Source organism: Bacillus sp. H1a (assembly GCF_000633475.1).
Classification (GTDB): domain Bacteria; phylum Bacillota; class Bacilli; order Bacillales; family Bacillaceae_G; genus Bacillus_A; species Bacillus_A paramycoides.
Window position 1 is genome coordinate 21,175 of sequence record NZ_AYMH01000018.1, and the last position, 22,133, is coordinate 43,307.

At 34.5% G+C, this 22,133-nt stretch carries 24 protein-coding genes; 17 read left to right on the forward strand and 7 right to left on the reverse strand.

All coding sequences use genetic code 11. From position 1 onward, the window contains the following. The first annotated feature begins 29 nt into the window (after window positions 1-29). From U860_RS0107490 to U860_RS0107525, 8 genes are all read left to right on the forward strand, one after another. Window positions 30-1,781, forward strand: a complete 1,752-nt coding sequence (locus U860_RS0107490) for an ABC transporter transmembrane domain-containing protein (RefSeq protein ID WP_025148021.1) — start codon at window positions 30-32, stop codon at window positions 1,779-1,781. Beyond that, the gene (locus U860_RS0107495) at window positions 1,781-3,544 is read left to right on the forward strand and encodes an ABC transporter ATP-binding protein (RefSeq protein ID WP_025148022.1); all 1,764 of its coding nucleotides are present in this window, start codon (window positions 1,781-1,783) and stop codon (window positions 3,542-3,544) included. The genes U860_RS0107490 and U860_RS0107495 overlap by 1 nt, the downstream gene beginning before the upstream one ends. Window positions 3,545-3,696: 152 nt before the next feature. After that, the gene (locus U860_RS0107500) at window positions 3,697-4,743 is read left to right on the forward strand and encodes a GH25 family lysozyme (protein ID WP_025148023.1); all 1,047 of its coding nucleotides are present in this window, start codon (window positions 3,697-3,699) and stop codon (window positions 4,741-4,743) included. A 218-nt stretch (window positions 4,744-4,961) separates the two neighbouring features. Further along, the gene (locus U860_RS0107505; protein WP_025148024.1) at window positions 4,962-5,996 is read left to right on the forward strand and encodes a nuclease-related domain-containing protein; all 1,035 of its coding nucleotides are present in this window, start codon (window positions 4,962-4,964) and stop codon (window positions 5,994-5,996) included. Between the two features lie 172 nt (window positions 5,997-6,168). Then, complete coding sequence (locus U860_RS0107510; protein WP_025148025.1) at window positions 6,169-6,738, forward strand: hypothetical protein; 570 nt, start codon at window positions 6,169-6,171, stop codon at window positions 6,736-6,738. A 220-nt stretch (window positions 6,739-6,958) separates the two neighbouring features. Then, complete coding sequence (locus U860_RS0107515; RefSeq protein ID WP_025148026.1) at window positions 6,959-8,686, forward strand: S-layer homology domain-containing protein; 1,728 nt, start codon at window positions 6,959-6,961, stop codon at window positions 8,684-8,686. A gap of 166 nt (window positions 8,687-8,852) precedes the next feature. After that, window positions 8,853-8,999 carry a BC1881 family protein gene (locus U860_RS31275; RefSeq protein WP_002172944.1) on the forward strand — a complete coding sequence of 49 codons (147 nt, stop codon included), beginning with the start codon at window positions 8,853-8,855 and terminating at the stop codon, window positions 8,997-8,999. Between the two features lie 108 nt (window positions 9,000-9,107). Further along, window positions 9,108-9,860: a sulfite exporter TauE/SafE family protein gene (locus tag U860_RS0107525; protein WP_025148027.1), complete on the forward strand. Its 753-nt coding sequence runs from the start codon at window positions 9,108-9,110 to the stop codon at window positions 9,858-9,860. 323 nt (window positions 9,861-10,183) lie between these two features. Here U860_RS0107525 and U860_RS0107530 read toward each other — a convergent pair whose 3' ends face one another. Next, window positions 10,184-10,384: a DUF3903 domain-containing protein gene (locus U860_RS0107530; RefSeq protein WP_025148028.1), complete on the reverse strand. Its 201-nt coding sequence runs from the start codon at window positions 10,382-10,384 to the stop codon at window positions 10,184-10,186. Window positions 10,385-10,525: 141 nt separating this feature from the next. On the opposite strand from U860_RS0107530, the gene U860_RS0107535 reads away from it, so the two are divergent. Continuing rightward, window positions 10,526-10,939, forward strand: a complete 414-nt coding sequence (locus tag U860_RS0107535; protein ID WP_025148029.1) for an NUDIX domain-containing protein — start codon at window positions 10,526-10,528, stop codon at window positions 10,937-10,939. A 13-nt stretch (window positions 10,940-10,952) separates the two neighbouring features. Here U860_RS0107535 and U860_RS0107540 read toward each other — a convergent pair whose 3' ends face one another. Continuing rightward, on the reverse strand, window positions 10,953-11,630 hold the full coding sequence (locus U860_RS0107540; RefSeq protein ID WP_002172940.1) for an LrgB family protein: 678 nt from the start codon (window positions 11,628-11,630) through the stop codon (window positions 10,953-10,955). Continuing rightward, entirely contained in the window at window positions 11,627-11,992 is a 366-nt protein-coding gene (locus tag U860_RS0107545) for a CidA/LrgA family holin-like protein (protein WP_025148030.1), read from the reverse strand. Before U860_RS0107545 ends, U860_RS0107540 begins: the two co-directional genes overlap by 4 nt. Window positions 11,993-12,144: 152 nt before the next feature. On the opposite strand from U860_RS0107545, the gene alsR reads away from it, so the two are divergent. From alsR to U860_RS0107570, 4 genes are all read left to right on the forward strand, one after another. Then, window positions 12,145-13,053 (forward strand): acetoin biosynthesis transcriptional regulator AlsR, encoded by a 909-nt coding sequence (alsR, locus tag U860_RS0107550; protein ID WP_025148031.1) that lies wholly within the window; start codon window positions 12,145-12,147, stop codon window positions 13,051-13,053. 261 nt (window positions 13,054-13,314) lie between these two features. After that, on the forward strand, window positions 13,315-13,890 hold the full coding sequence (locus U860_RS0107555) for an FtsX-like permease family protein (RefSeq protein WP_025148032.1): 576 nt from the start codon (window positions 13,315-13,317) through the stop codon (window positions 13,888-13,890). 93 nt (window positions 13,891-13,983) lie between these two features. After that, the gene (locus U860_RS0107565) at window positions 13,984-14,895 is read left to right on the forward strand and encodes an ABC transporter ATP-binding protein (protein WP_025148033.1); all 912 of its coding nucleotides are present in this window, start codon (window positions 13,984-13,986) and stop codon (window positions 14,893-14,895) included. Continuing rightward, complete coding sequence (locus tag U860_RS0107570) at window positions 14,888-15,835, forward strand: ABC transporter permease subunit (RefSeq protein ID WP_025148034.1); 948 nt, start codon at window positions 14,888-14,890, stop codon at window positions 15,833-15,835. Before U860_RS0107565 ends, U860_RS0107570 begins: the two co-directional genes overlap by 8 nt. Before the next feature lie 21 nt (window positions 15,836-15,856). On the opposite strand, the gene U860_RS0107575 is transcribed toward U860_RS0107570, so the two are convergent. Continuing rightward, the gene (locus U860_RS0107575; protein ID WP_025148035.1) at window positions 15,857-17,017 is read right to left on the reverse strand and encodes a M20 peptidase aminoacylase family protein; all 1,161 of its coding nucleotides are present in this window, start codon (window positions 17,015-17,017) and stop codon (window positions 15,857-15,859) included. 92 nt (window positions 17,018-17,109) lie between these two features. Beyond that, window positions 17,110-18,018, reverse strand: a complete 909-nt coding sequence (locus U860_RS0107580) for a DMT family transporter (protein WP_025148036.1) — start codon at window positions 18,016-18,018, stop codon at window positions 17,110-17,112. Window positions 18,019-18,509: 491 nt separating this feature from the next. On the opposite strand from U860_RS0107580, the gene ccdA reads away from it, so the two are divergent. Next, a complete protein-coding gene (ccdA, locus tag U860_RS0107585) occupies window positions 18,510-19,217 on the forward strand; it encodes a cytochrome c-type biogenesis protein CcdA (RefSeq protein ID WP_025148037.1) in 708 nt (235 codons plus the stop codon). Between the two features lie 91 nt (window positions 19,218-19,308). Beyond that, window positions 19,309-19,815, forward strand: a complete 507-nt coding sequence (locus U860_RS0107590) for a cytochrome c biogenesis protein CcdC (protein ID WP_001028639.1) — start codon at window positions 19,309-19,311, stop codon at window positions 19,813-19,815. A gap of 71 nt (window positions 19,816-19,886) precedes the next feature. On the opposite strand, the gene U860_RS0107595 is transcribed toward U860_RS0107590, so the two are convergent. Then, window positions 19,887-20,318, reverse strand: coding sequence for a DUF2621 domain-containing protein (locus U860_RS0107595; RefSeq protein ID WP_025148038.1), 432 nt, complete (start codon window positions 20,316-20,318; stop codon window positions 19,887-19,889). 108 nt (window positions 20,319-20,426) lie between these two features. Beyond that, window positions 20,427-20,723, reverse strand: coding sequence for a hypothetical protein (locus tag U860_RS0107600; RefSeq protein WP_025148039.1), 297 nt, complete (start codon window positions 20,721-20,723; stop codon window positions 20,427-20,429). 250 nt (window positions 20,724-20,973) lie between these two features. Here U860_RS0107600 and U860_RS0107605 point away from each other — a divergent pair, with 250 nt between their 5' ends. Together U860_RS0107605 and U860_RS0107610 are read left to right on the forward strand one after the other, a co-directional pair. Continuing rightward, window positions 20,974-21,561 (forward strand): AAA family ATPase, encoded by a 588-nt coding sequence (locus U860_RS0107605; protein ID WP_115610296.1) that lies wholly within the window; start codon window positions 20,974-20,976, stop codon window positions 21,559-21,561. Then, window positions 21,558-22,130: a DJ-1/PfpI family protein gene (locus U860_RS0107610; RefSeq protein ID WP_025148041.1), complete on the forward strand. Its 573-nt coding sequence runs from the start codon at window positions 21,558-21,560 to the stop codon at window positions 22,128-22,130. Before U860_RS0107605 ends, U860_RS0107610 begins: the two co-directional genes overlap by 4 nt. Window positions 22,131-22,133: the final 3 nt, after the last annotated feature.

The following is a 22,133-nucleotide window of genomic DNA, read 5'->3' on the forward strand; positions in this document are numbered from 1 at the left end:
ATCGCTCATTTTAAGGGAGGAGGATAAATATGAAAGTGTTTTTAAATTTATCTTGGTTTTTTAAACAAGAAAAACGAGCATACATAATCGGAATTATTATGTTATTTGGCGTCGCGCTTCTTGAACTTGTAGCACCCAAAGTACTAGGGATTGTAGTAGATGAAATTAATAATGGAACATTAACGTCTGAAAAATTGTTGAAATGGGTCATTCTGCTAGTAGTTGTAGGCATTACGATGTACATATTACGCTACTTATGGCGAATTATGATATTTGGATCATCGTTAAAACTAGCCCGTCAATTACGAAAAAATTTATATGAACATTTTACAAAGATGAGCCCAACTTTCTATCAATCACGTCGTACGGGCGATTTAATGGCACATGCGACGAATGATATTCAGGCGATTCAGCAAACTGCTGGATCGGGTGTTTTAACACTTGTTGACTCATTAGCAGTTGGAGGATGTGTACTCGTAGCGATGGGGTTTACAATTAGCTGGAAGTTGACGTTATTAAGTTTAATTCCAATGCCAATTGTAGCGATCTCTACAAATTATTATGGAACTTTATTGCATAGAAGATTTCATAAAGCGCAGCAATCGTTTTCTGAAATCAATGATAAAGTACAAGAGAGTATGAGTGGGATGAAGGTAATTCGCTCGCTCGGACAAGAGAAAGAGGATTTACAAGCGTTTAGGAAGAAATCGGAAGATGTCGTACATAAAAATATGTTAGTCGCACGTATTGACTCGTTATTCGACCCAACGATTGCACTTATTGTCGGATTTTCGTTTTTGATCGCAGTTTGTTACGGATCACTATTAGTAGTACGGGGCGAATTAACTGTAGGGGAACTAGTAACATTTACAACATACTTAGGGACTCTTGTATGGCCAATGTTAGCCTTTGGGTGGCTGTTTAATATTATGGAGCGTGGACGCGCTTCGTTTGATCGTGTGGAGAAAATACTTTCACAAACTTCAGATGTAGTGAATAGGGAAAATGCTATACATACTATAGCAAGTGGTGATGTTTCATTCGCTGTTGATTCGTTTTCTTATAAGAAAAATGAACTATTAAACTTAAAGGATATTTATTTTAACTTAAGAAAAGGTGAAACGTTAGGAATTGTAGGACGTACTGGTGCAGGGAAGACGACGTTGTTAAAATGTTTAATTCGTGAGTATGACCATTTTAATGGTGAATTAAAAGTTGGTGAGCGGGATATTCGAGATTTAACACTTCACGGTGTACGCTCTGCAATTTCATATGTGCCGCAAGATCATTTTTTATTTTCAGCGAGTATTGGGGAGAACATTGCGTTTGGAAAGGCCGATGCTACATATAAAGAAATTACCCGTGCTGCTGAGATTGCTTGTATTCATAATGATATTATTCAATTTCCAGAGGGATATGACACGGTAGTAGGTGAAAGAGGGGTTTCGCTATCAGGAGGCCAAAAACAGCGAATCTCCATTGCGCGTGCGTTATTAACGAATGCTGAAATTTTAATTTTAGATGATTGTTTATCGGCTGTAGATGCAAAAACAGAAGAAACGATTTTAACTGCATTGAAACGAGAAAGAGCAGAAAAAACGACGATTATTACTGCGCACCGTTTAAGTGCGATTCAGCATGCAAATCTTATTCTTGTTATTGATGAAGGTATGGTTGTGCAGCGAGGAACACATGAGCAACTAATGAAAGAAAATGGTTGGTATAGAGAAATGTACGAAAGCCAGCAGTTAGAGGCGTTAGTAGAGAAAGGAGGCGTATGATGGCTGAGAAAAAGCGGAGCGATTTAAGGAGATTGCTTTCTTATATGAGGCCATATAAAGGGCTATTGTCACTAGCATTTATATTTCTAGTTGGTGCAACTGTAACTGAAATGATGGGTCCTTTTTTAATTAAACAATTTCTTGATGAATACTTAGTACCACGCAACTTTGAACAATCGGCACTTGTTACTCTATTTGTAGTGTATATTATTGCTCACTTACTAAAAGTATTATTTACTTATTTAGACCTATTGTACTTTCAAAATATCGCTTTTAAGATTGTCCAAGATATGCGAGTTGAAGTGTATGAACACGTTCAAAAGTTGTCATTAAGTTTCTTTGATCGTACGCCGATTGGTACGCTCGTATCTCGCATAACGAATGATACGGAAGCGATTAAGGATTTTTATGTTAGTGTACTATCAACATTCGTGAAAAATGTAGTCTTTTTAGTAGGGATTTTAGTAGCGATGTTTTTATTAGATGTAAAATTAGCGCTATTTTCTCTCATATTAATTCCAATTATGTTTGCGATTATGGTACTGTATCGTCGGAAAAGTGCAGCTTTTTATTTAGAGGTACGTAATCAACTAAGTATATTAAACGCGAAGTTAAATGAGTCCATCCAGGGGATGAATATTGTTCAAGTATTTCGACAAGAAAAGCGGATGAGAAAAGAGTTTGAAGAAGTGAACAACAAGCATTATAGTGCTGGACGTCGTACATTAAAATTAGATGCATTACTTTTACGCCCAGCAACAGATCTTGTTCATATTGTAGCAATTGCGTTAGTTCTTGGGTTATTTGGAATCGACGCTTTAAAGAGTCCTGTTGAAGTAGGAGTTTTATATGCTTTCGTTAACTATATTCACCGTTTCTTCCAGCCCGTAAATGAGATGATGATGAAATTATCTTTCTTCCAGCAAGCGCTCGTTTCATCATCGCGTGTATTTCATTTAATGGATGATAAAGATTTAGCTCCTGTTCAAATGGGGAGTGAAAATCCACGAGTAGATAAAGGAGAAATTCAATTTAAAGATGTTACCTTTTCATATGATGGGAAGCGTGACGTATTAAAAAATGTATCTTTTCACGTAAAGCCAGGGCAAACGGTTGCTTTCGTTGGACACACTGGTAGTGGTAAGAGTACAATTATGAATTTATTAATGAGGTTTTACAATATTAAATCAGGGAATATTGTAATAGATGGAGTGGATTTAGAGAAGTTTGGAGAACAAGAAATTCGGAAGAAAATTGGTCTTGTGTTACAAGATGCATTTTTATTTGCGGGAAATGTAAAGCAAAATATTCGTATGTATAATGAAGAAATTATGGATGAAGAGATAGAAGAAGCAGCACGATTTGTGCAAGCGAATACGTTTATTGAAAAATTACCAGAGCAATATGATACAGAAGTAGTCGAAAGAGGAGCTGCATTTTCTAGTGGTCAAAGGCAATTAATTGCTTTTGCTAGAACGATAGCAACTAATCCGAAAGTATTAGTATTAGATGAAGCAACGGCAAATATTGATACAGAAACAGAGGAGGCTATCCAAACGGCATTACAGCAAATGAGAAAAGGTAGAACAACGATAGCGATTGCACACAGATTGTCTACAATCCAAGATGCGGATCAAATATTTGTTATGCATGAAGGGGAAATCATAGAAAGAGGAACACATCAGGAGTTACTTAGTAAACAAGGACTTTACTACAATATGTACTTACTACAAAATAAAGGGAGTTTACAAAAGGCCTTGTAATTACAAGGCTTTTTTGAGGTGTTAAAAGTGTATTAATGGAGTTTCTGGTGGACGGTGTAGTTTCGATGCCACTTTTTTCTTAAACGTCGTGTCCTATAACTGAAGTTGTACATATTGTATACGGAATAAAAAAATTTGATAGGAGCTTTTATATGCAAAATAGATCCAGTTCAAATATTACGTTTATTGATGTGTCTCATTGGGAAGGAAACATTGATTGGAATGCTGTAAAGTCATCTGGCATTCCAGCGGCGTACGCAAAAGCGACGGAAGGTGTGAACTATATTGACCCTACTTTCGTTCAAAATGTACAAGCTGCGAGAAATGCGAATGTATTAATCGGTGCATATCATTTTGCGCACCTAGAAAAAAATGATGCAATTTCAGAAGCGAAATATTTTGTGAATATATTACAGAGTAATCAGACGGACTTAATTCCTGTTTTAGATTTAGAATCGCCAACGAATTCTAGCAATAGTAGTTTAACGGGTGCGACTATATCGAATTGGGCAAGAAGTTTCGTAAATTATGTGAAACAAGCTACTGGGAAAAATGTAATGTTATATACAGGAGTTTGGTATATTAATGAATTCGGAATTAACGGGTTAAGTGACATTCCACTTTGGATTTCCAGATATTCTAGTACACCGCCTGCTGATGCTGGTGGATGGACAGAGTGGACAGCATGGCAGTACACAGGTTCTGGTCAAATTTCAGGTGTAGGAAATTGTGATGTATCAGCAGCTGTTTCATTAGAAGCTTTACAAGGAAATGGAGCAAGTGGTGGAGGTAATGTTTCTCCACCTAATAATGCAACTCCAGTATACGGAGTTGCTGTAATTAATGGAGATAATGTAAATTTGCGAAGTGGACCATCTTTACAGTCTAGTGTAATTCGCCAATTGAATCGTGGTGAATCATATGAAGTTTGGGGTGAACAAGATGGATGGCTCTGTTTAGGGATAAATCAGTGGGTATATAATGATTCAAGTTATATTCAGTATAAACATTATGTGGCAACTATTACTGGCGATAATGTGAATCTGCGAGACGCTCCGTCATTAAACGGGAATGTTATAAGACAGTTACATCATGGTGAATCCTATCGAGTATGGAGTAAGCAAGATGGATGGCTTTGCTTAGGGACAAATCAATGGGTATACTATGATTCAAGTTATATTCAATATGGTGTGCAATAAAGTGAAACCTTAATTGATGAGGATTGTCCACACTGATTATTGAACAATTGACCAGTACCAATTGTTTTTTATCAGCAGTCTTACTATAAAAAGGTATCTTACTTGAGGTGTCTTTTTATAAAAAAATATAATTTTTATAAAGTGTATATTAAAAGCATAGTATAATATAATCGATATATTTATAAAAATAATCGGAAATGAAATAAAGGAGAAAAAACATGGAATATGTGCTAATAGGTGGAATTTTAATATTATTAGCTGCAGTGTTTGTACTGTTTTATAAAAATAAACAGTTAGAATCAGAGAGTCAGCAAGTAGAATTTGAAAAGAAACAAGCGATTGAAACGTATGAAAGTGAAATTGCAGCTACGATTACAGAGCATAAAGAACAACAAAGTACTTTAAAGAATATGGAACAGAAAAAATATAATGATTTACAAGTGAGTACAGCTAGAGAACTTGAAAATATGCGTATGATGAAAAATCAACTAGCTGTTCAACATAGTAAAGAACGCAGTGAAATGCAAGATAGGCATAGTAATGAACTACATATGTTTCAAAATTTAATTGCAGATTTACGAGAGTATGCCAAAAATAGTGCTGAATTGAATACACATGAAACATTACATTATATGAAACGAGGTTTTGTTGAACAAGGAATCATACTAGAAGATGAGTTTCATATTATACCGAACGTTTTTATGAGAAGTAATAAATATAGAAATAAACGTGAAATAAACGATAATCGAATCCATCACCTCATCTTATGCAAAACTGGCATTTATCTAATTGAGACGAAAGAATGGACAGGGAAATTAATCCATGGCTTAACGAGAGAAAATGCGGGTATATATTCATTTATGATTGATGAAATCGGCAAGTATCAATATGAAATTGAAAAAGAAGAGACATTTGAATTTATTACGGATGGAACTTCATTAACTTTGCAAGTAAGAAATGAAGGGAATCCAGCATATAAAGCGAAAAAATTAGCTCAAACTGTATATAATTATTTGGAAGGAATACAAGTAGATATTGTAAAGGGAAAAGTGAAACCGGTTGTATATTTTGAAAATGAGAGTGGCAAAGAAGTTATTGATCTTTCTAATGAAAAATTGCCAAGATTAAAAGATAGAGAGCAAATTGTAACGTTTTTCAGAAATGAAATTTTAACAGGTAAAATAATATATACAGCACAAGAACTACAAAAGATTAGAGATATAATTGGCCAGATGAATTATGTTACGAAGTGAAAAGTAAAGTGAGACTTTAGTCAGTGAGGGTATCCATCCTACGCTGACAATTAGTTATACCAATTGGGCTTTTACGGGCAAACTAATTTCCACTTAATTTCTTTGCTGTACGGCCGAATTTTGAGGTGTGAGTCATACTGAGCGTAAATATCGGGATAAGTAGGTGTGCTGGGTGGAGAAAGGTAAAAGTTCTATATTGTGGGGGATATTGTACATTTATTTTTGTTTGTATATATTAATGTACATTGCGTTTATTATCGTTATTGATATGGTTCATGTGTCATTGAGCGTAATGAGTGTTTTGGTAATAGGAATACCGTTTATTTTATTAGTTATTATTCAAAAGTCTATCTTACATGTTTCGGAAAGGCGTAATAAAGATCAGAAACAACTGTTCACAGTAATGATGGTGGGTCTCATTCCATTAATAGTGTGCACTGTACAATTAAGTATAAATGAATATACTTCAAACTTTAATCAGAATCGGTGGTTAAATTATGAAGAAAAACGGGTACATATGGTAGATGACCTATTACAGCGGTATAAATTGATAGGGAAATCCAATGATGAAATTATAAAATTGTTGGGGGCCCCTACGGAAACAAGAAGCTTGGAAGAGGGAATTACTACTTTGTATTATCTTGGGAATGAACGTGGTTTCATTTCTATAGATAGTGAATGTCTTGTGTTGCAATTTGATAGAGATGGTAGGGTTATAGACTATAAGGTGCAACGAGATTGAAATAGTGAGAGGAAGAAGCTATACCTTTTATAGCTTCTTTTCTATATTCCAATATAGAAAAAGTAGGCAAATAGTAGTCATTCCTATCTATACGAATGAGGTAGAGTTTGTTATATTGTAAATGGTTATCTAGTTTAGAAGTTTACTAGATAGGATTAAATTTTTAGATTAGGGAGGGAAGTTAACACGAATTTTGATATAAGCGTGTTAAATAATTAGTATGAAAAAAGGATTTTATAATGTTTTAGCTGCATCAATTGTATTTAGTTTGGTAACGATTCCAAGTTCTTCCTATGCTGACACAGTAGAAAAGACCGTAACAATCTCAACTGACGAGCAAGCTTTAAAAAGTATTGAAACCCATATGAAAGATGAAGATGGGCGTGGAGAGGACAAAGGAATAACAAATGAAGCGCAAGGAGATTTTCTTGTACATATAATAAGTTCAACACCTTTATATGATTCTGCTGATTTACAAAAAGCGACAGGTGTTCAGATTTCAAATCAAGTAGTGAAAGCTGAGAAAAGAAAAGGAAACGCTTACTATGTTGAAACATCATCTGGAGCTGGCTGGATACAAAATAGTGAAGGAAATGTAGAGGTTAAGGGAATTTATCACTTATCAAACGAACAGTTAGTAATTAATGAAGAAACAGCTACATATTCCGCACCATTCAATTCATATAAAGAAGAGAAAGTATTACAGCCGCAAACAATTATTGCTATTGGACAAGCTGGAGAGTGGTTCCAAGTCCAAATAGATAATGAGGTGAAATGGATCTATTCACCTTCAGCGAAATTTGAGGGTACAAAAGCATCTCTTATTCAAAGCACAACCCCAACTCGTAAGAAACGTGAAGCGGTTATGTATGCAGCACCATCAGCAGAGAAAACAACGGATATTTACGGTGTACCATTAAAGGAAATGATTGTACCGACAGGAAATGAAAATATTCGTCCAGGCTATGCGATGAAACCTAAATACATTACAATTCATGAGACAGATAATTATAGTGTTGGAGCAAATGCTAGAAACCATGCACAATATTTATACAGTCAAGCAACAGGAACGACTGATCGTTCGGCATCTTGGCATTTTACAGTAGATGATAAAGAAATTTATCAACATCTACCATTAAATGAAAATGGCTGGCATGCTGGAGATGGAGCAGAAGGAACTGGTAATAGAGAATCAATTGCTATTGAAATTGCTGTCAACCAAGATGGTGATTATAATAAAGCTGTGGAAAATGCTCGCAAACTAGCGGCTTATTTAATGGGGGAATTAAATATTCCTTTAGAAAATGTGAAAAAACATCAATTTTGGAGCGGGAAAAATTGTCCGGCTATTATGATAAAGAATAATGCATGGGAACCATTCTTACAGGGAACAAAAGCTTATTATGATGCAAATCATAAAGATGATATTACAGGCGGTTGGTATGAAGCGGATATTCGTGAATTAAATAAAAGAGGTATTATGGTTGGAGATGGAAATGGTTCTTATTGGCCTGAGCGTCTTGTAACACGCGGGGAATTTGCGAATTTAGTTTCAAGATCATTACAATTACCAGAGGGGAAATCGAATTTCAAAGATTTAAACACAGCGCATCCATCGCTAGTAGATGGTATTAATCGTGCAGCTAGTGCTGGGATTATAAGTGGACGAGGAAACGACCTATTTGCACCGAATGATACGATTAAACGTGATGAAGCTGTCATTATGATTGATCGAGCGTTACAATACAAAAATATTAATGGTAATTTAGTTCAATTACCATTCACGGATCAAAATTTAGCGTATGATAAGCAAGCTGTTCAACGTGTTTATGGGCTTGGAATTGTAAAAGGAAATGAGAACAATGAGTTTATGCCGAAAGGTTCCGCAACACGTGGAGAATCAGCAGCATTTATTAATAGAATGTTAAAAGTAATAGAGAGTAAATAATAGAAAGGCATTCGCTTTAGCGAGTGCTTTTTTATTTTTCAATATTTTATAGAAAGGGGATCTGAATTTTGACTGGAATAAGGAATGAAAGCGGAGGTGATGCATATATTTAGATGCATTGGGTAGTCTTTTGTAATATTGTATAAAATGAAAAGGAGGTAAGACGGTGAAAAAGATACCGACTGATGTCCTGAGTAAGGAATTGATGGAAAGAGAAGGGGTTATATCTATTACAGTGAATGAATTTGAAAAGATAGAAGTGGCAGGAGTAGTTGTCTCTGGTCCAGCTGTTATTTTAATTAATCAAGATTAAGTACATATTATCAATAAAGAAAAGTAGTAAGAGCATCCGTTTAGGATGCTTTTTATTTGTATGAAAGAGAGGATATATTAGATAATTGGAGTACTGGAGGGGGATTATGTGGCAATTATTACAACGATGTTATTAATGGGTGTTTTATTAGGATTTGTTGGAGCGGGAGGAGCAGGATTTATCATCGCGATACTTACTTTAGTATTCCATATCCCTATTCATGTTGCGCTTGCAACATCTTTAACTGCTATGGCATTTACGACATTATCCGGAGTAGTAAGTCATTACCGAGAAGGGAATGTTGTGCTTGTAATAGGCGGGATTGTTGGGGGATTCGGAGCAATTGGTTCCTTTATTGGTTCAAAGTTTGGTTCGCTAATACCAGCGAATCTTCTACACTGGTTTACAGCGGGGATGTTATTTTTATCTGCAATTTTTATGTTTATTCGTTTGATTATGTTTCAAAACAGGGAGCAGTCGTCTTTAAAAGGGCATAAAGAACTTTCGAATGATAACTTGATTAAATGTATATGTCTCGGACTGGTTACTGGAATGTTAGCTGGTTCATTTGGGATTGGTTCAGCACCCTTTATCCAACTCGGATTAATGGTTCTATTAGGTTTAACGATTCGGCAATCTGTAGGGACGACAATGCTTGTTATATTACCAATCGCAATTGGAGGGGGATTTGGATATAGTTCGGAAGGGTATTTAGATTATGTATTATTAGTACAAGTTTTAATTGGGACAATGTTAGGAGCATATATAGGAGCTAAGTTTACAAATTATGCACCTCGCGTGCTACTAAGGTTTTCGATGATTATGACACCGATATTAGCTGGATGTATGTTGTTAGTCTAGTGAGAAGTATATATAGAAAACTATTAATATGTTTTACGAATGAATTATGTAAGTAATTCATATTTCCCATATAAAAGGATTTGTTTTAATATAATGAGTGTAAAGTTCGAGTATTCGAAGTATTACTTGAATTATATCCCTATCCCTTTTCTAAAAATGCGAACAAGTTTTGCCCTATTCTATTCAATAGTTTATTGTATAGAAATATATTGTTCGATGACCATTATGGAACGCACATAATGGGAAAATCCCGATCCTTAAAGAGGATGCCCCTAATCTTCATGTGAAAATATGATCGGATAAGAAAGCTGGCCAATTTATGGTCAGCTTTCTTTTGGTTCAATAAGTAATTCTTCTTTAATTTCTGTTTGCAATAATAAAGTTTTTCCGAAGCGGTGTTTGCACTCAGCTCGTACCTTTTGAATTGCCAGTAGCTGAGAAGTGGCGGACACTGTGACAATGGCTTGCCGAGGTTTTCGATTTTCTTCACAAAAGACACACTCCACAACATATTTAGAAATCATATTTTCATCCTTCCATATTGAATTTCTAAGAAGGGACTGCTCATGAAGTTGATGTAATCTTTCGGCATCTTTTTACTTTTTTCCTCTTTTCTCAAGGATAAATATAAAGAAAGATCGAAATTTAGTATGGGGGGAGATAGGATGAAAAGATGGATTGGGACGGCAGCTATATGTATGAATGAAAAGAATGAATTTTTAATGGTACTACAAGGAAAAGTAGATGAAGAGAAACGATGGTCTGTGCCAAGTGGAGGACAAGAAGAGGGAGAAACACTTGAAGAGTGTTGTGTTCGCGAAGTGTGGGAAGAAACGGGTTATGAAGTGGAAATTATAGAACAACTATGTGAAAAGAAAGGGATAACATATGGGGTACCAGTTCATGTGCATTACTATATCGTAAAGTTAATAGGCGGTAACATGAAAATACAAGATCCCGATGAGCTAATACATGAAATAGATTGGAAAGGAATAGATGAAGTGAAAGAATTATCTTTATCTTTTCCAGAGGATCATGAGCTTTTAAATAAATATATAAATAAAAAGGCAAGTGTTTAAACACTTGCCTTTTTTAGTGTAACCAAGATAAAAAAAGTGGAACGATAACTAAGCTAGCTCCGGCTGTTAAAAGCATTGATAAACTTGCAATTGTTCCTTCTACAGGACCGATTTCAAATGCTTTTGATGTTCCGGTTCCATTTGCGCTAGTACCTAGCATTATACCTTTTGCGAGCGCTGTTTTAATACGGCATATGCGTATGAGAGAAGGGCCAAGTAATGCCCCAGTTAAGGCAGTTAATACGACAAAAACTGCTGTTAATTGTGACATGCCACCAATCATTTCTGAAATAGCCATTGCAATAGGCGTCGTTACAATATGTGGTGCTAAACTATGTTCTATTGATGAATCAATTTGAAAAAAATTAGCTAGTAGTGCTGAAGTAATAACTGATAGAAAAGAACCGACAATGACATTAATTAAAATAGCAGTTCCATGTTTTTTTAATAGATCAAAGTATTTATAGATTGGCCATGCGAAAGCAACCGTTGCAGGTTTTAACAATTCAGTTAGCCACTGACCGCCAGATTCATATGTTTCATAAGGTGTATCTAATCCGAGTAATAAGGCAATTAAAATGATTGGGCATACAAGAAGAGGAGAAAGTAAGCTCCAATTCCAGCGTTGATACATTTTTTTAGATACCCAATATGTGAATAGTGTTAATAGTAAACAAAGAAAGCCGATCATTGCGTTGATCCTTTCCGCTTTAATAGCAATTCTGTTAAAAGTCCTGTTACGAGAGTGACGCAAAGTGTACTAATCACGATAATTAAAATGAGATCGATTCCATATTGTGATAACGTATCTTTGTAACGAATGACAGCGACTGCAGAAGGGATGAAAAATAAAATAAGTTCTTTTAGTAAAAAGTCTGCACCGTCTTGTATCCATTCTTTTTTCACTATGTTAAATTTTAATGAGATTAATAATAAAAAAATACCGATTATACTTCCTGGAACTGGGAGGTGTGCCTGTTTTGCAATCCATTCACCTGCCCAAGCGAAACAAAATAATAATAATATTTGTCCGCTTAACTTCCACCATTTCATACAGTAACCACCTCTTTCTTTTTTTACATGAAAATTGTAAAAAAGAATTAACAATTTCTACTATACGTTCATTCAAAATGTTTGTCTAATATATAAATTATGTGTTATTAATATATTAGATGTATTAATCGAAAGTGAAAAGGGTGTCCGAAATGGAATTACGGCATTTGCAATATTTTGTTGTAGTGGCAGAAGAGTTACACTTTGGACGAGCAGCTGCTCGTTTACAAATGACACAACCACCACTTAGTCAACAAATTCAGCAATTAGAAAAAGAAATGGGAGTTATGTTATTTTCAAGAACGAAGAGAAAGGTTGAATTAACAGAAGCGGGAGAAATGTTTTTAAAAGAAGTGAAAAAAGCGTTTGAACAAATCGAAAAAGCAGTAGAAGTTGCACAAAGTGCACAAAGGGGAGAAGTGGGATCACTTTCAATTGGTTTTGTAGGTGCGGCGATATATGATATTTTACCGTCTATCGTCAGGGAGTATAGAAAGAAATTTCCGAGAGTGTCTGTTGCATTGCATGAATTGTCAACACCGGATCAGGTGCATGCACTTCATGATAATCGAATTGATATTGGATTTTTACGTCCACCAATTCCAACGCAATTACTTGAGTTAGAACCAATTCAAAAACTTTCGTGTACGTTATGTTTACCGAAGGCACATCCGCTTGCTGAAAAGGATAAAATACATATCGAAGATTTAAGAGATGAACCGTTCGTATTTATTACGAGACCGGTATGGCCGGCGTTATATGATACAATTTTATCGCTTTGCCGCGATGTAGGCTTTAGTCCACGAATTGTACAAGAAGCAACGGAGTATCAAACTGTCATGGGTCTTGTAGCAGCAGGTATTGGAATTACGGTAATACCTGTATCAGCAAATAAGTTGTATAAAACAGAAGTGGTATATAAGGAACTATGCGACTCTAATTTTGTAGCAGAAATGTCGGTAGCTTACAAAAAAATGAATAGTAATCCAGAGCTGTTAGAGTTCTTAAAAATTGCAAGAGAGAAAAAAAGGATTGAAGTGGAAGATGCGAGAGTTGAGTAATTGATGGAGTATAGGGCATTCATGATAATTAAGTTATATAAAGATTCACCTCGTTAAACAAAAGGCGGAAATGCAATTAAAGTGCATTTTCGCTTTTTGTTTCTTTTTTATGCTCAACTGTAAAGAGGTAAACATGTCCGTTTTCTAGGACTAAAGGCCTAGTAAAGATTCCGATTGTAGTGCGATGTTTAAAATGTCATATTTTTATACACTAGTAGTATAGAATACGTATGTTATGAAGTAAGGTAGGGGAAGAAATTTATGTCTTTATTTCGGTTGGCGAGAAAAAATATACAAACATTTGCTACCAAAAGGTTAAAACAATTTATGTGGATTGCTATGAATACAATGATTTGTTTTTCTATGATATCATTCCGATTCAATGAAGCTGTAGTAAGTAAAGCGGGATATACACCTATATTTGTAAAGTGGTTTTATGCAATGTTTTTATTTGTAGTTTTTGTGTGTATTTTCATTACTTATAAAATGACAGCCTCTCTTTTACAGGTAAGAAGAGAGGAGTTTAAATCGTATAAAGTGGTGAATATGACGAGAAAAGAAATGTTTTGTTTAATATGTCAGGAGCAATTATTAACTTACGGAGGAGCTTTTGTTTTTGGATTAATTCATGGTATGTTATTTTTGAAATTATTTACTATTATTTTTATGAAAGCAGTAGGAATCCAAGGAGTAACAAATGCTCCGATTACGATGTATGCGATAGTGGTAACAGCAGTTGTTATGATAATCGTCATTAAAATATCAATGTGGCAATGTTGTAGATTTATACAAAGGCTAAAGGGTGAAAAGTCACACGAAACGAGGAGAAAGGCATGAGAAATCATGGCTTTTTCTTCATTTTACACATGTTATTAATCATGATACAGTGGAAAGAACTGAAAAAAGAGCTGCGAAGAAAGGTTGTATGGAATGATAAATGAGCAAGCGATCGTAAAAGTTGATCGATTAACAAAGCGTATTGGTTCAAAGACGTTAGTAGAAAATATTAGTTTTGAAGTGAAAAAAGGTGAAGTAGTTGGCTTATTAGGACCAAATGGTGCTGGGAAAACGACGTTAATGCGAATGATGGTCGGAATGATTCGTATGACAGAAGGAGAAGTATGGATTGATGGTCAATCTGTAAAACAACAGTTTGAAAAAACTGCTACGAAAATTGGAGCTGTAATTGAGACACCAGAATTTTATCCTTTCTTAAGTGGCTATGAAAATTTAACATATTTCGGACGAATGAATGGTAATGTGACTGAAGGGCGTATCAATGAAGTTGTGCAATTGTTAGGAATGGGACAAGTTATTGACCGTAAAGTAAAAGCATATTCACTTGGTATGAGACAACGTTTAGGAATTGCTCAGGCACTTATACACGATCCAGATGTGTTAATACTAGACGAACCAACGAACGGATTAGATCCGAGTGGTATACATGAAATGCGGATGTACATAAAGAAAATTGCACATGAACAAGGAAAAGCTGTTCTTGTATCTAGTCACTTACTTTCAGAAGTTGAATTAATGTGTGACAGGGTTATTATTATTCAGCATGGAGAATACGTCGCAACGCAAAATATTCAAAGTGATAAAAATGTAGAAACAGAAAAAATACATATATGTGTAGATGATGCGAATAAAGCAGCAGAAATTTTAGAATACGATGTTTTAGTAAAAGATAATGAATTAATTATAAACGTGAAAGATGAAGAAATCCCAAATATTCTTCGTACATTGATGGAGAAAAACATTCAAGTTTATCGTGTATATGAAGAAAGAAAAACGCTAGAAGAGCAGTTTTTAGAATTAACAGGAGGAAAAGATATTGTTTAATTTAGTTTATAACGAGCTGTATAAAATATTTAAGCGAAAGCGAACGATTATTCCTTATGCAGTTATTGCGGTGTTAATTATTGGATTAGGATGGGTTACGGTCAAGTATTTAGAGTCGGAAACACCGGAGTGGAAAGCTGATTATACAGAACGAACTGTAGAAATTCAGAAAAAACTTGGTATGAAAAAAGAGGATATTTTAGCAGAAAATTCAGGGGACGAGCTTGTAAAAGAATATCAACTTAAGATGAAGTATTTAGATACGAATACAGCGCCAGCAAGTAGTTCTCCACTTTCTTTCATGAGAGATACTGGTTTTATTGTTTTTCCTATTTTACTTCCGTTTATTCTTGTGTATGCGAGTACAATTTTTGCGAATGAATATAGCTGGGGAACATATAAATTTTTAACGATTCGTCCAGCGAGTAGATTTAAAATTTTAACATCGAAATTTTTGGCGATCGTTATATTTGCGGCATTATTATTTATATTTAATATGATCTTTTCAACGTTATGCGGATTGATTATTTATAAATTCCAACAACCATCCTGGACTGAATTTATCGTTCAAGATGGAAATATTATAAAACAAAACATTTTCGTGGAAGCAAGTAAATATTACATTTTATCTTGGTTACCAACTCTTGTGTATGCGGCATTTGCCTTTATGCTTTCCGTTTTAACGAGATCAAGTGGAGGAGCAATCGGTATTTCTTTATTTCTGGCTTTATCAGGAGGAATAGCACTAATTCCAGCGGCGAGATATGAATGGGCGAAATATTTATTGCCAGCGAATACAGATTTATATGGGATTTTGAAGAGTGGAAGCCTTATTAATGGGGTAACATTCCCATTTGCTTCTTGTATGTTATTGCTATACCTTTTTGTATTTTTAGGGATTTCCTATACTGTATTTTTAAAACGAGATTTAACAGCATAAGCAAAAGCCGTTAGGGAGAACTTAACGGCTTTTTGTTTGTGATAATTGATGAATAGCTTCTTCGGCTAATAAGGCGAAATACTCTGCACTAATAGGCAATGCTTTTTCATCTACTGTAAAAGCAGGATGATGCCATTCATGTGTACCATTTGTTCCCATAAAGACGAATGAACCTGGTGTTTCTTGTTGGTAGAAAGAAAAATCTTCTCCTGCCATGGATGGGTTAGGAGAGATAACGTTTAGATTCATTTGATCTGCAATCTGGATAGATAAAGCAGTGAGTACTTTATCGTTTTGAACAGCAGGAGGGCCTGGATAAAACCGGAATTCTGTTTTTACACCTAGTGCATCAGAAACGCCTTTAATAATACGTTCCATTAATGCCGGAATCTTTTCGCGTGTTTCAGCTTGGAATGTACGAACAGTTCCTTCTAACGTAGCTTTTTCAGGAATAACGTTCCACGTATTCCCTGAATGAATGTTTGTTACACTTACGACGGCGTTATGAGAAGAGCTAATATTGCGGCTTACAATTGTTTGCAGTGCCATAACGATTTGAGAGGATGCAACGATAGGATCCACGCCCGCATCAGGTACAGCAGCATGTGTTCCAACGCCGTGGATTTCAATTTCAAATCGATCTACTCCAGCCATCAGTGGACCTTCTTTAATACCGATTGTACCTACTGGTAAATCAGGTTTATTATGCATACCAAAGATGGCTTGTACATTCTTTAAATGTCCAGCTTCAACAACTTTACATGCTCCGTTTCCACTTTCTTCAGCAGCTTGGAATATAAAGCGAACAGTTCCGTTAAGGGAAGATTCTTTTTCTTTTAATAAGTAAGCTGCCCCCAACATAGCAGCTGTATGAAAATCATGCCCACAAGCATGCATTTTACCGTGTATTTTTGAAGTGTATGGAAGGTCTGTTTCTTCCTGGATAGGAAGGGCATCAATATCTGCACGAAGAGCTACAACTGGACCGTTTTTATTACCAGAAATTTCAGCGATAATTCCTGTTTCTAAATTGGAATCAATAATAGTAATATTAGCTTCTTCTAACCAATTTTTTATCGCTTTTGTCGTTTCAAATTCTTCGTACGATAGTTCTGGGTATTCGTGTAAATGTCGACGAATAGAAATAAGTTTTTCTGTTAATTGATTTGGAATGGATGCCACTTATTATACCCTCTTTCTTAAATGAAATATTTGTATTCATTATATAACACAATAATAAAAGAGAGGATTCTCAAATGAAAATCCTCTCTCGTTTATGCGGCAACTTTTTTATGAGTATGCTGTTTTCTATAACGTCCACGCATTGCATATGCAATTTGCGGGATTGTGATACCGATTAAAATAAGTGATACACCGAACCATTGTGAAGAAAGCACAGCTTCTTTTAAAACGAATACAGACATAATTGTTGTAACAGGTAGTTCGGCTGCACCAAGAATAGTCGCTAGACCAGAGCCGATTTTTGGAATGCCGATTGTAAAGGCAATGGACGGAATAACGATACTAAATGTTCCTAATCCTAAGCCGTATTTCCAAAGGCCTTGAGAAATTGCCCCGCTAAAAAGAAATGTTGGCGGGAATACGATCATAACTAAAGTTAAAGCACCAGTCATTAAAAGAACACCACGTGGTAATGAAGGTACTTCAACAGCAACTTTACCACTTACGAAAATGTATGTTGCAAATGTAATAGCAGATAATAAACCTAAAATGATTCCAGTCGTATCGAAATCACCTGCTGATTTTTCTAATAACCCGCTTGATAAAAATGTACCTGCAAGTAAGAAAATAACCGAAATTACTTTTTCTTTTGAAGGCAATGTTTTCGTTGCGACTGCCTCAATGATAATCCCAACCCAAACGAACTGGAATAAAAGTATAATTGCAATAGAAGCTGGTACAGTTTTTAAAGAAGCGTAATAAAAAATTCCAGTAAAACTTGCAGACGTTCCTGCGACGAATAAAATTAACATTTGTTTTAGTGGAACACGATGTCTAGAAAATAGAAGTGTAATAGCAAGTAAAATAATCCAACCAAACAAATACTGGCTACCAATTACCTCTCCAAGTGAAAATCCTTCTGCATATGCAAGTTTAACAAAAATAGCTAAAACCCCATAACTACACGCTCCTAATAAAACTAAAAGAGAATAACGAAGCATGAAAAATTCCTCCCCATCTATATGAAACTATTCCGTAACGGACATATATAACTAGAGGGAAGTATACAAAATTAAAAATGTAGGGTCAAATAAAAGAAAAGTGTGATATTTTATAGAATAATAATAAAAGTATGATATTTATGCATAATCTTGAAATTAATAATAATGGAAGTATTGTAAAATCAGCTTTGTATTGTATAAAGACAGCATTTTTAAAAAATATTTTTTAATGTCAATATGTGTGTAATCAATCGCAATGTGCTAATGATTTGAGAAACTATGGAACCTTTGTTATGTTAGTAACAATTAGAAAGAGTTTCAAAATTCGATTGAGATTTTTCTATATAATAGAAGGAAATGAAAACGTTTTATTAGAAAGTGTGTGAAAGGGTAGTTTTACTCATTGTCATGTTGGAAAAGTTAGTTCATGAATTGTCCATAGCATTTTTATTTGTTTTTGCTACAATATTGAGGAGGAGAGGAGTGGAATAATGCAAGATATTAGTATATTTTTAGCGTTTGGCGCAGGGTTTTTATCATTTATTTCCCCATGTTGCTTACCGCTTTATCCGGCATTTTTATCATACATAACAGGTATGTCGGTTTCTGAATTGAAAGAAGAAAATGCAATGCTTCGCAAAAGAAGTATGATACATACAGCGTTTTTCTTACTTGGATTTTCAATTATATTTATTGCAATTGGATTTGGTACAAGTTTTATCGGAGGAATCTTTACGGACTATAAAGATTTAATTAGACAGTTAGGTGGTATATTTATCATCGTGTTCGGACTTATTATTGTCGGTGTGTTTAAGCCGAAATTTTTAATGCAAGATCGTAAATTTACTTTTAAAAACCGTCCGAGTGGTTATTTTGGTTCAGTTCTAATTGGATTAGCATTTGCTGCAGGATGGACACCTTGTACAGGGCCCATATTAGTGTCTGTAATTGGATTAGCTGCAACAAATCCAGAATCAGCAATGGTTTACATGATCGCTTACATACTTGGATTTGCTATCCCATTTTTCCTGCTTTCATTCTTTATTACGAAAATGTCTTGGATTAAAAAAAATAGCATGACATTCATGAAAGTCGGAGGATACATTATGATTGTCATGGGGGTGTTCCTGTACTTTAACTGGATGACGAAAATTATCGTATATTTCTCAAGTTTATTTGGTGGTTTTACCGGTTTCTAGTATTATTCCGTGAAAATGTTGGAAATACTAACGGAAAAGCATATAATGAAATTATATTTTGCGTATAGCCACAAAAAAAGGATGAGAAAATATGAACATAGTCGTGTTATCAAGTATCGTTGCTGTTTGTATGGCCGTTGGTGCGATGTTTATTCGTTTAAAAGCAGCTAAGAAACCTGCAACTTTGAAAAAAATTATACTCCCACCGTTTTTTATGAGCACGGGAGCATTGATGTATGTTTTTCCTGAATTTCGATTAACTCCGGCAGAAATGTTAGAAGCAATTGGTGTCGGTTTGTTTTTCTCTATTTTTCTTATTAAAACATCTAAGTTTGAAATACGCGGGCAAGAGATTTATTTGAAACGTTCAAAAGCATTTGTATTTATTTTAATTGGATTACTTGTAGTGCGTATCGTGTTTAAAACGTATTTAAGTCAATCTCTTGATTTAGGACAACTTAGCGGCATGTTCTTCTTACTAGCGTTCGCAATGATTGTTTCATGGAGAATTGCAATGTACCGTTCCTTTACGAAATTACAGAAGGAAATGGAAAAAGAAGATGGTTTTTATAACGAGAAAGATATGAAGCTAACTTGAAAACTGTATATGTATAAAATAAAAAAGACAGCGTCAAAGGCGCTGTCTTTTTTATCGAAAATAATGTGAAGTTACTTTGCGAGTAAAGATTTATAGTTAGAATAATCAATCTCTTTTTCCTGCAGTTTTTTAACTAAAAATTTATGGTCACGCTTTGGTGTAGCAACGATATATCCTTTAATAATTAAATCTTGTGTAATTCTAGGTGCATTTTCTTGTAATGCAAGTTCGCCAATTTTACCAGCAATTTTTGATTTAGCAACATCACGAAATAGTTCAGGAACGGGACTCACTAGTTCTTCTAATAATTGTTTTTGTTCGTCATCCCATAAATGTCTAGTTTTATTAATATAGTGCTCTTCCCAATCTAAAATGGACATACCGTCTTCTTTCGGTAAACGTTTTAGGAATTTTCTGAACATAAAATATCCACCAATAGACATAAGTCCTAATAATACAACAGTCCAAACGACTATAAACCAACTAAACCAACCTTCAAGCAATTGCATGCCCTCCTTTAATGAAAGCAGTAGTTTTCTATTATTTATATTATAAGCAGTGAGATTCATAGAAAGCAAGAACGCTTGGTCAGTTTGACCAAGCGTTATAGTTTAAACGAAGTATAGTTGTTCAACACATAAATTATTATTATCGTCTTCAATGTATTCAATAATAAGTGTGCCAACTTTACGATCTTTATCTTCAGTTGTGAAAATAGAGTAAGAAGTAAAACGTGTTGTTGATAAGCCGCTTATATGTGTAGGTAAAGAAATGTAGTCGTTATCGCGGAAGAATTCCATCAGTTCAACATCTTCAAATTCTTTTCGGTCAACTTGTTTGTTTGTATATTGGCGTTGAAGTTGCTTTAAAGATTCATTCCAAGAAATTGCTTTTGTGTCGTATACCATTGTTCTATCTCCTTACTGTATGTAATCATTAAGAACATACGTTCTATGCTAGTATACTCTTTTTATAAGAAAAGTGGAAGCAAAAAATAATGTAAGCTTGGAAATCCAAGCTTACATATAAATGCGTTCATAATCATTTCTATTTTTCATTATAAGTCAGATGGGAATAGGAAACAAGATGATAAGTATTTTGTTGATAGTTTTCAAAATTCTATATATTATAAAATTAGTTTACTATGAGGGAAAAGGAATGAGAGGTATGACTTATGTAATTTCACTTCAAGGACCGATGGCAAGTGGAAAAACAACATTGGCTAAAAGGTTAGAGCAATATGGGCTTTCGGTTATATATGAAAATCCATATCCAATTGTAGAAAAACGAAAAGAATTGAATTTAGATATGAACTCAAAAGAAGGGTTTATTACAAATCAAAAAATGTTTATTGAAGCAAAAATAAAGGAATTTCAAAATGTGAAAGGTTCGGTCATGATTTTTGATCGTGGGCCGGAAGACATTGAATTTTATACACTATTTTATTCGACGATTATAGGAGAAGAATGGGATATAGAAACCGAATTAAAAGATGAATTATATAAATTAAGAGAATGTCGTTCGGATGCAATTTTTTATTTAGATGTTTCAAAAGAGAATGTATATGATAGAAAAAAGAATGATATAACAAGAAATCGAAGTACATTTGAGGAACAATTTAAATTAGTAGAAACCGAAAAAGAATGGTATAAAAAATTTCCTGTAACTTATGTGGACACGAATACATTATCAGTGAACGAATTAGAAGCATATTTTATGGAATGGTTAAGGGAGAAAGGAATATGAAAAAAATACTTTTATTCGTATACCCAACATTCGCGGAGTTTGAAATTACGGTAGCTACAGCATTACTAAAAAATAAATATGAGATCATTACAACGGGCTTAACAAAAGAATTGATTATAAGTGAAACAGGCTTACAAGTACAGCCGCATATAGAATTAAATGAAGTGTGTGTGGAAGAGTTTGAGGGGATTCTTATTCCAGGAGGAGACGAAGTACATTTGAAAGATGCAGAACTGCTCTTTTCAGTTATTCGTCAATTTCATGAACAAGAAAAATTAGTGGCAGCAATTTGCGCTGGACCGTATGCGTTAGCAAAAGCAGGATTATTTAAAGAAATCTCTTATACAGTAACGATAGATTATCAAAAATTAGATTGTTTTCCAGTAGAAAATTTTGTGTATACAGAAGTTGTACAGCACTCAAATATTATTACAGCACAAGGACATGCATTTGTACCATTTGGAATAGCGATTGCCTCTTATTTTGGGGTAGCGAATGAACATAATACAAATTTTTATTGTGGAAATGGCAATATAATGATGGAGAAACTTTTAGCGGAAAATGTGTAAAAG

Coding starts and splice junctions, on each gene's coding strand:
- U860_RS0107600 (WP_025148039.1), bottom strand. CDS start 20,723: ATGGTATACGACACAAAAGCAATTTCTTGGAATGAATCTTTAAAGCAA.
- U860_RS0107505 (WP_025148024.1), top strand. CDS start 4,962: ATGGAATATGTGCTAATAGGTGGAATTTTAATATTATTAGCTGCAGTG.
- U860_RS0107555 (WP_025148032.1), top strand. CDS start 13,315: ATGTCTTTATTTCGGTTGGCGAGAAAAAATATACAAACATTTGCTACC.
- U860_RS0107530 (WP_025148028.1), bottom strand. CDS start 10,384: ATGATTTCTAAATATGTTGTGGAGTGTGTCTTTTGTGAAGAAAATCGA.
- U860_RS0107515 (WP_025148026.1), top strand. CDS start 6,959: ATGAAAAAAGGATTTTATAATGTTTTAGCTGCATCAATTGTATTTAGT.
- U860_RS0107565 (WP_025148033.1), top strand. CDS start 13,984: ATGATAAATGAGCAAGCGATCGTAAAAGTTGATCGATTAACAAAGCGT.
- alsR (WP_025148031.1), top strand. CDS start 12,145: ATGGAATTACGGCATTTGCAATATTTTGTTGTAGTGGCAGAAGAGTTA.
- U860_RS0107490 (WP_025148021.1), top strand. CDS start 30: ATGAAAGTGTTTTTAAATTTATCTTGGTTTTTTAAACAAGAAAAACGA.
- U860_RS0107500 (WP_025148023.1), top strand. CDS start 3,697: ATGCAAAATAGATCCAGTTCAAATATTACGTTTATTGATGTGTCTCAT.
- U860_RS0107545 (WP_025148030.1), bottom strand. CDS start 11,992: ATGAAATGGTGGAAGTTAAGCGGACAAATATTATTATTATTTTGTTTC.
- ccdA (WP_025148037.1), top strand. CDS start 18,510: ATGCAAGATATTAGTATATTTTTAGCGTTTGGCGCAGGGTTTTTATCA.
- U860_RS0107605 (WP_115610296.1), top strand. CDS start 20,974: ATGAGAGGTATGACTTATGTAATTTCACTTCAAGGACCGATGGCAAGT.
- U860_RS0107495 (WP_025148022.1), top strand. CDS start 1,781: ATGGCTGAGAAAAAGCGGAGCGATTTAAGGAGATTGCTTTCTTATATG.
- U860_RS0107590 (WP_001028639.1), top strand. CDS start 19,309: ATGAACATAGTCGTGTTATCAAGTATCGTTGCTGTTTGTATGGCCGTT.
- U860_RS0107535 (WP_025148029.1), top strand. CDS start 10,526: ATGAAAAGATGGATTGGGACGGCAGCTATATGTATGAATGAAAAGAAT.
- U860_RS0107540 (WP_002172940.1), bottom strand. CDS start 11,630: ATGATCGGCTTTCTTTGTTTACTATTAACACTATTCACATATTGGGTA.
- U860_RS0107610 (WP_025148041.1), top strand. CDS start 21,558: ATGAAAAAAATACTTTTATTCGTATACCCAACATTCGCGGAGTTTGAA.
- U860_RS0107580 (WP_025148036.1), bottom strand. CDS start 18,018: ATGCTTCGTTATTCTCTTTTAGTTTTATTAGGAGCGTGTAGTTATGGG.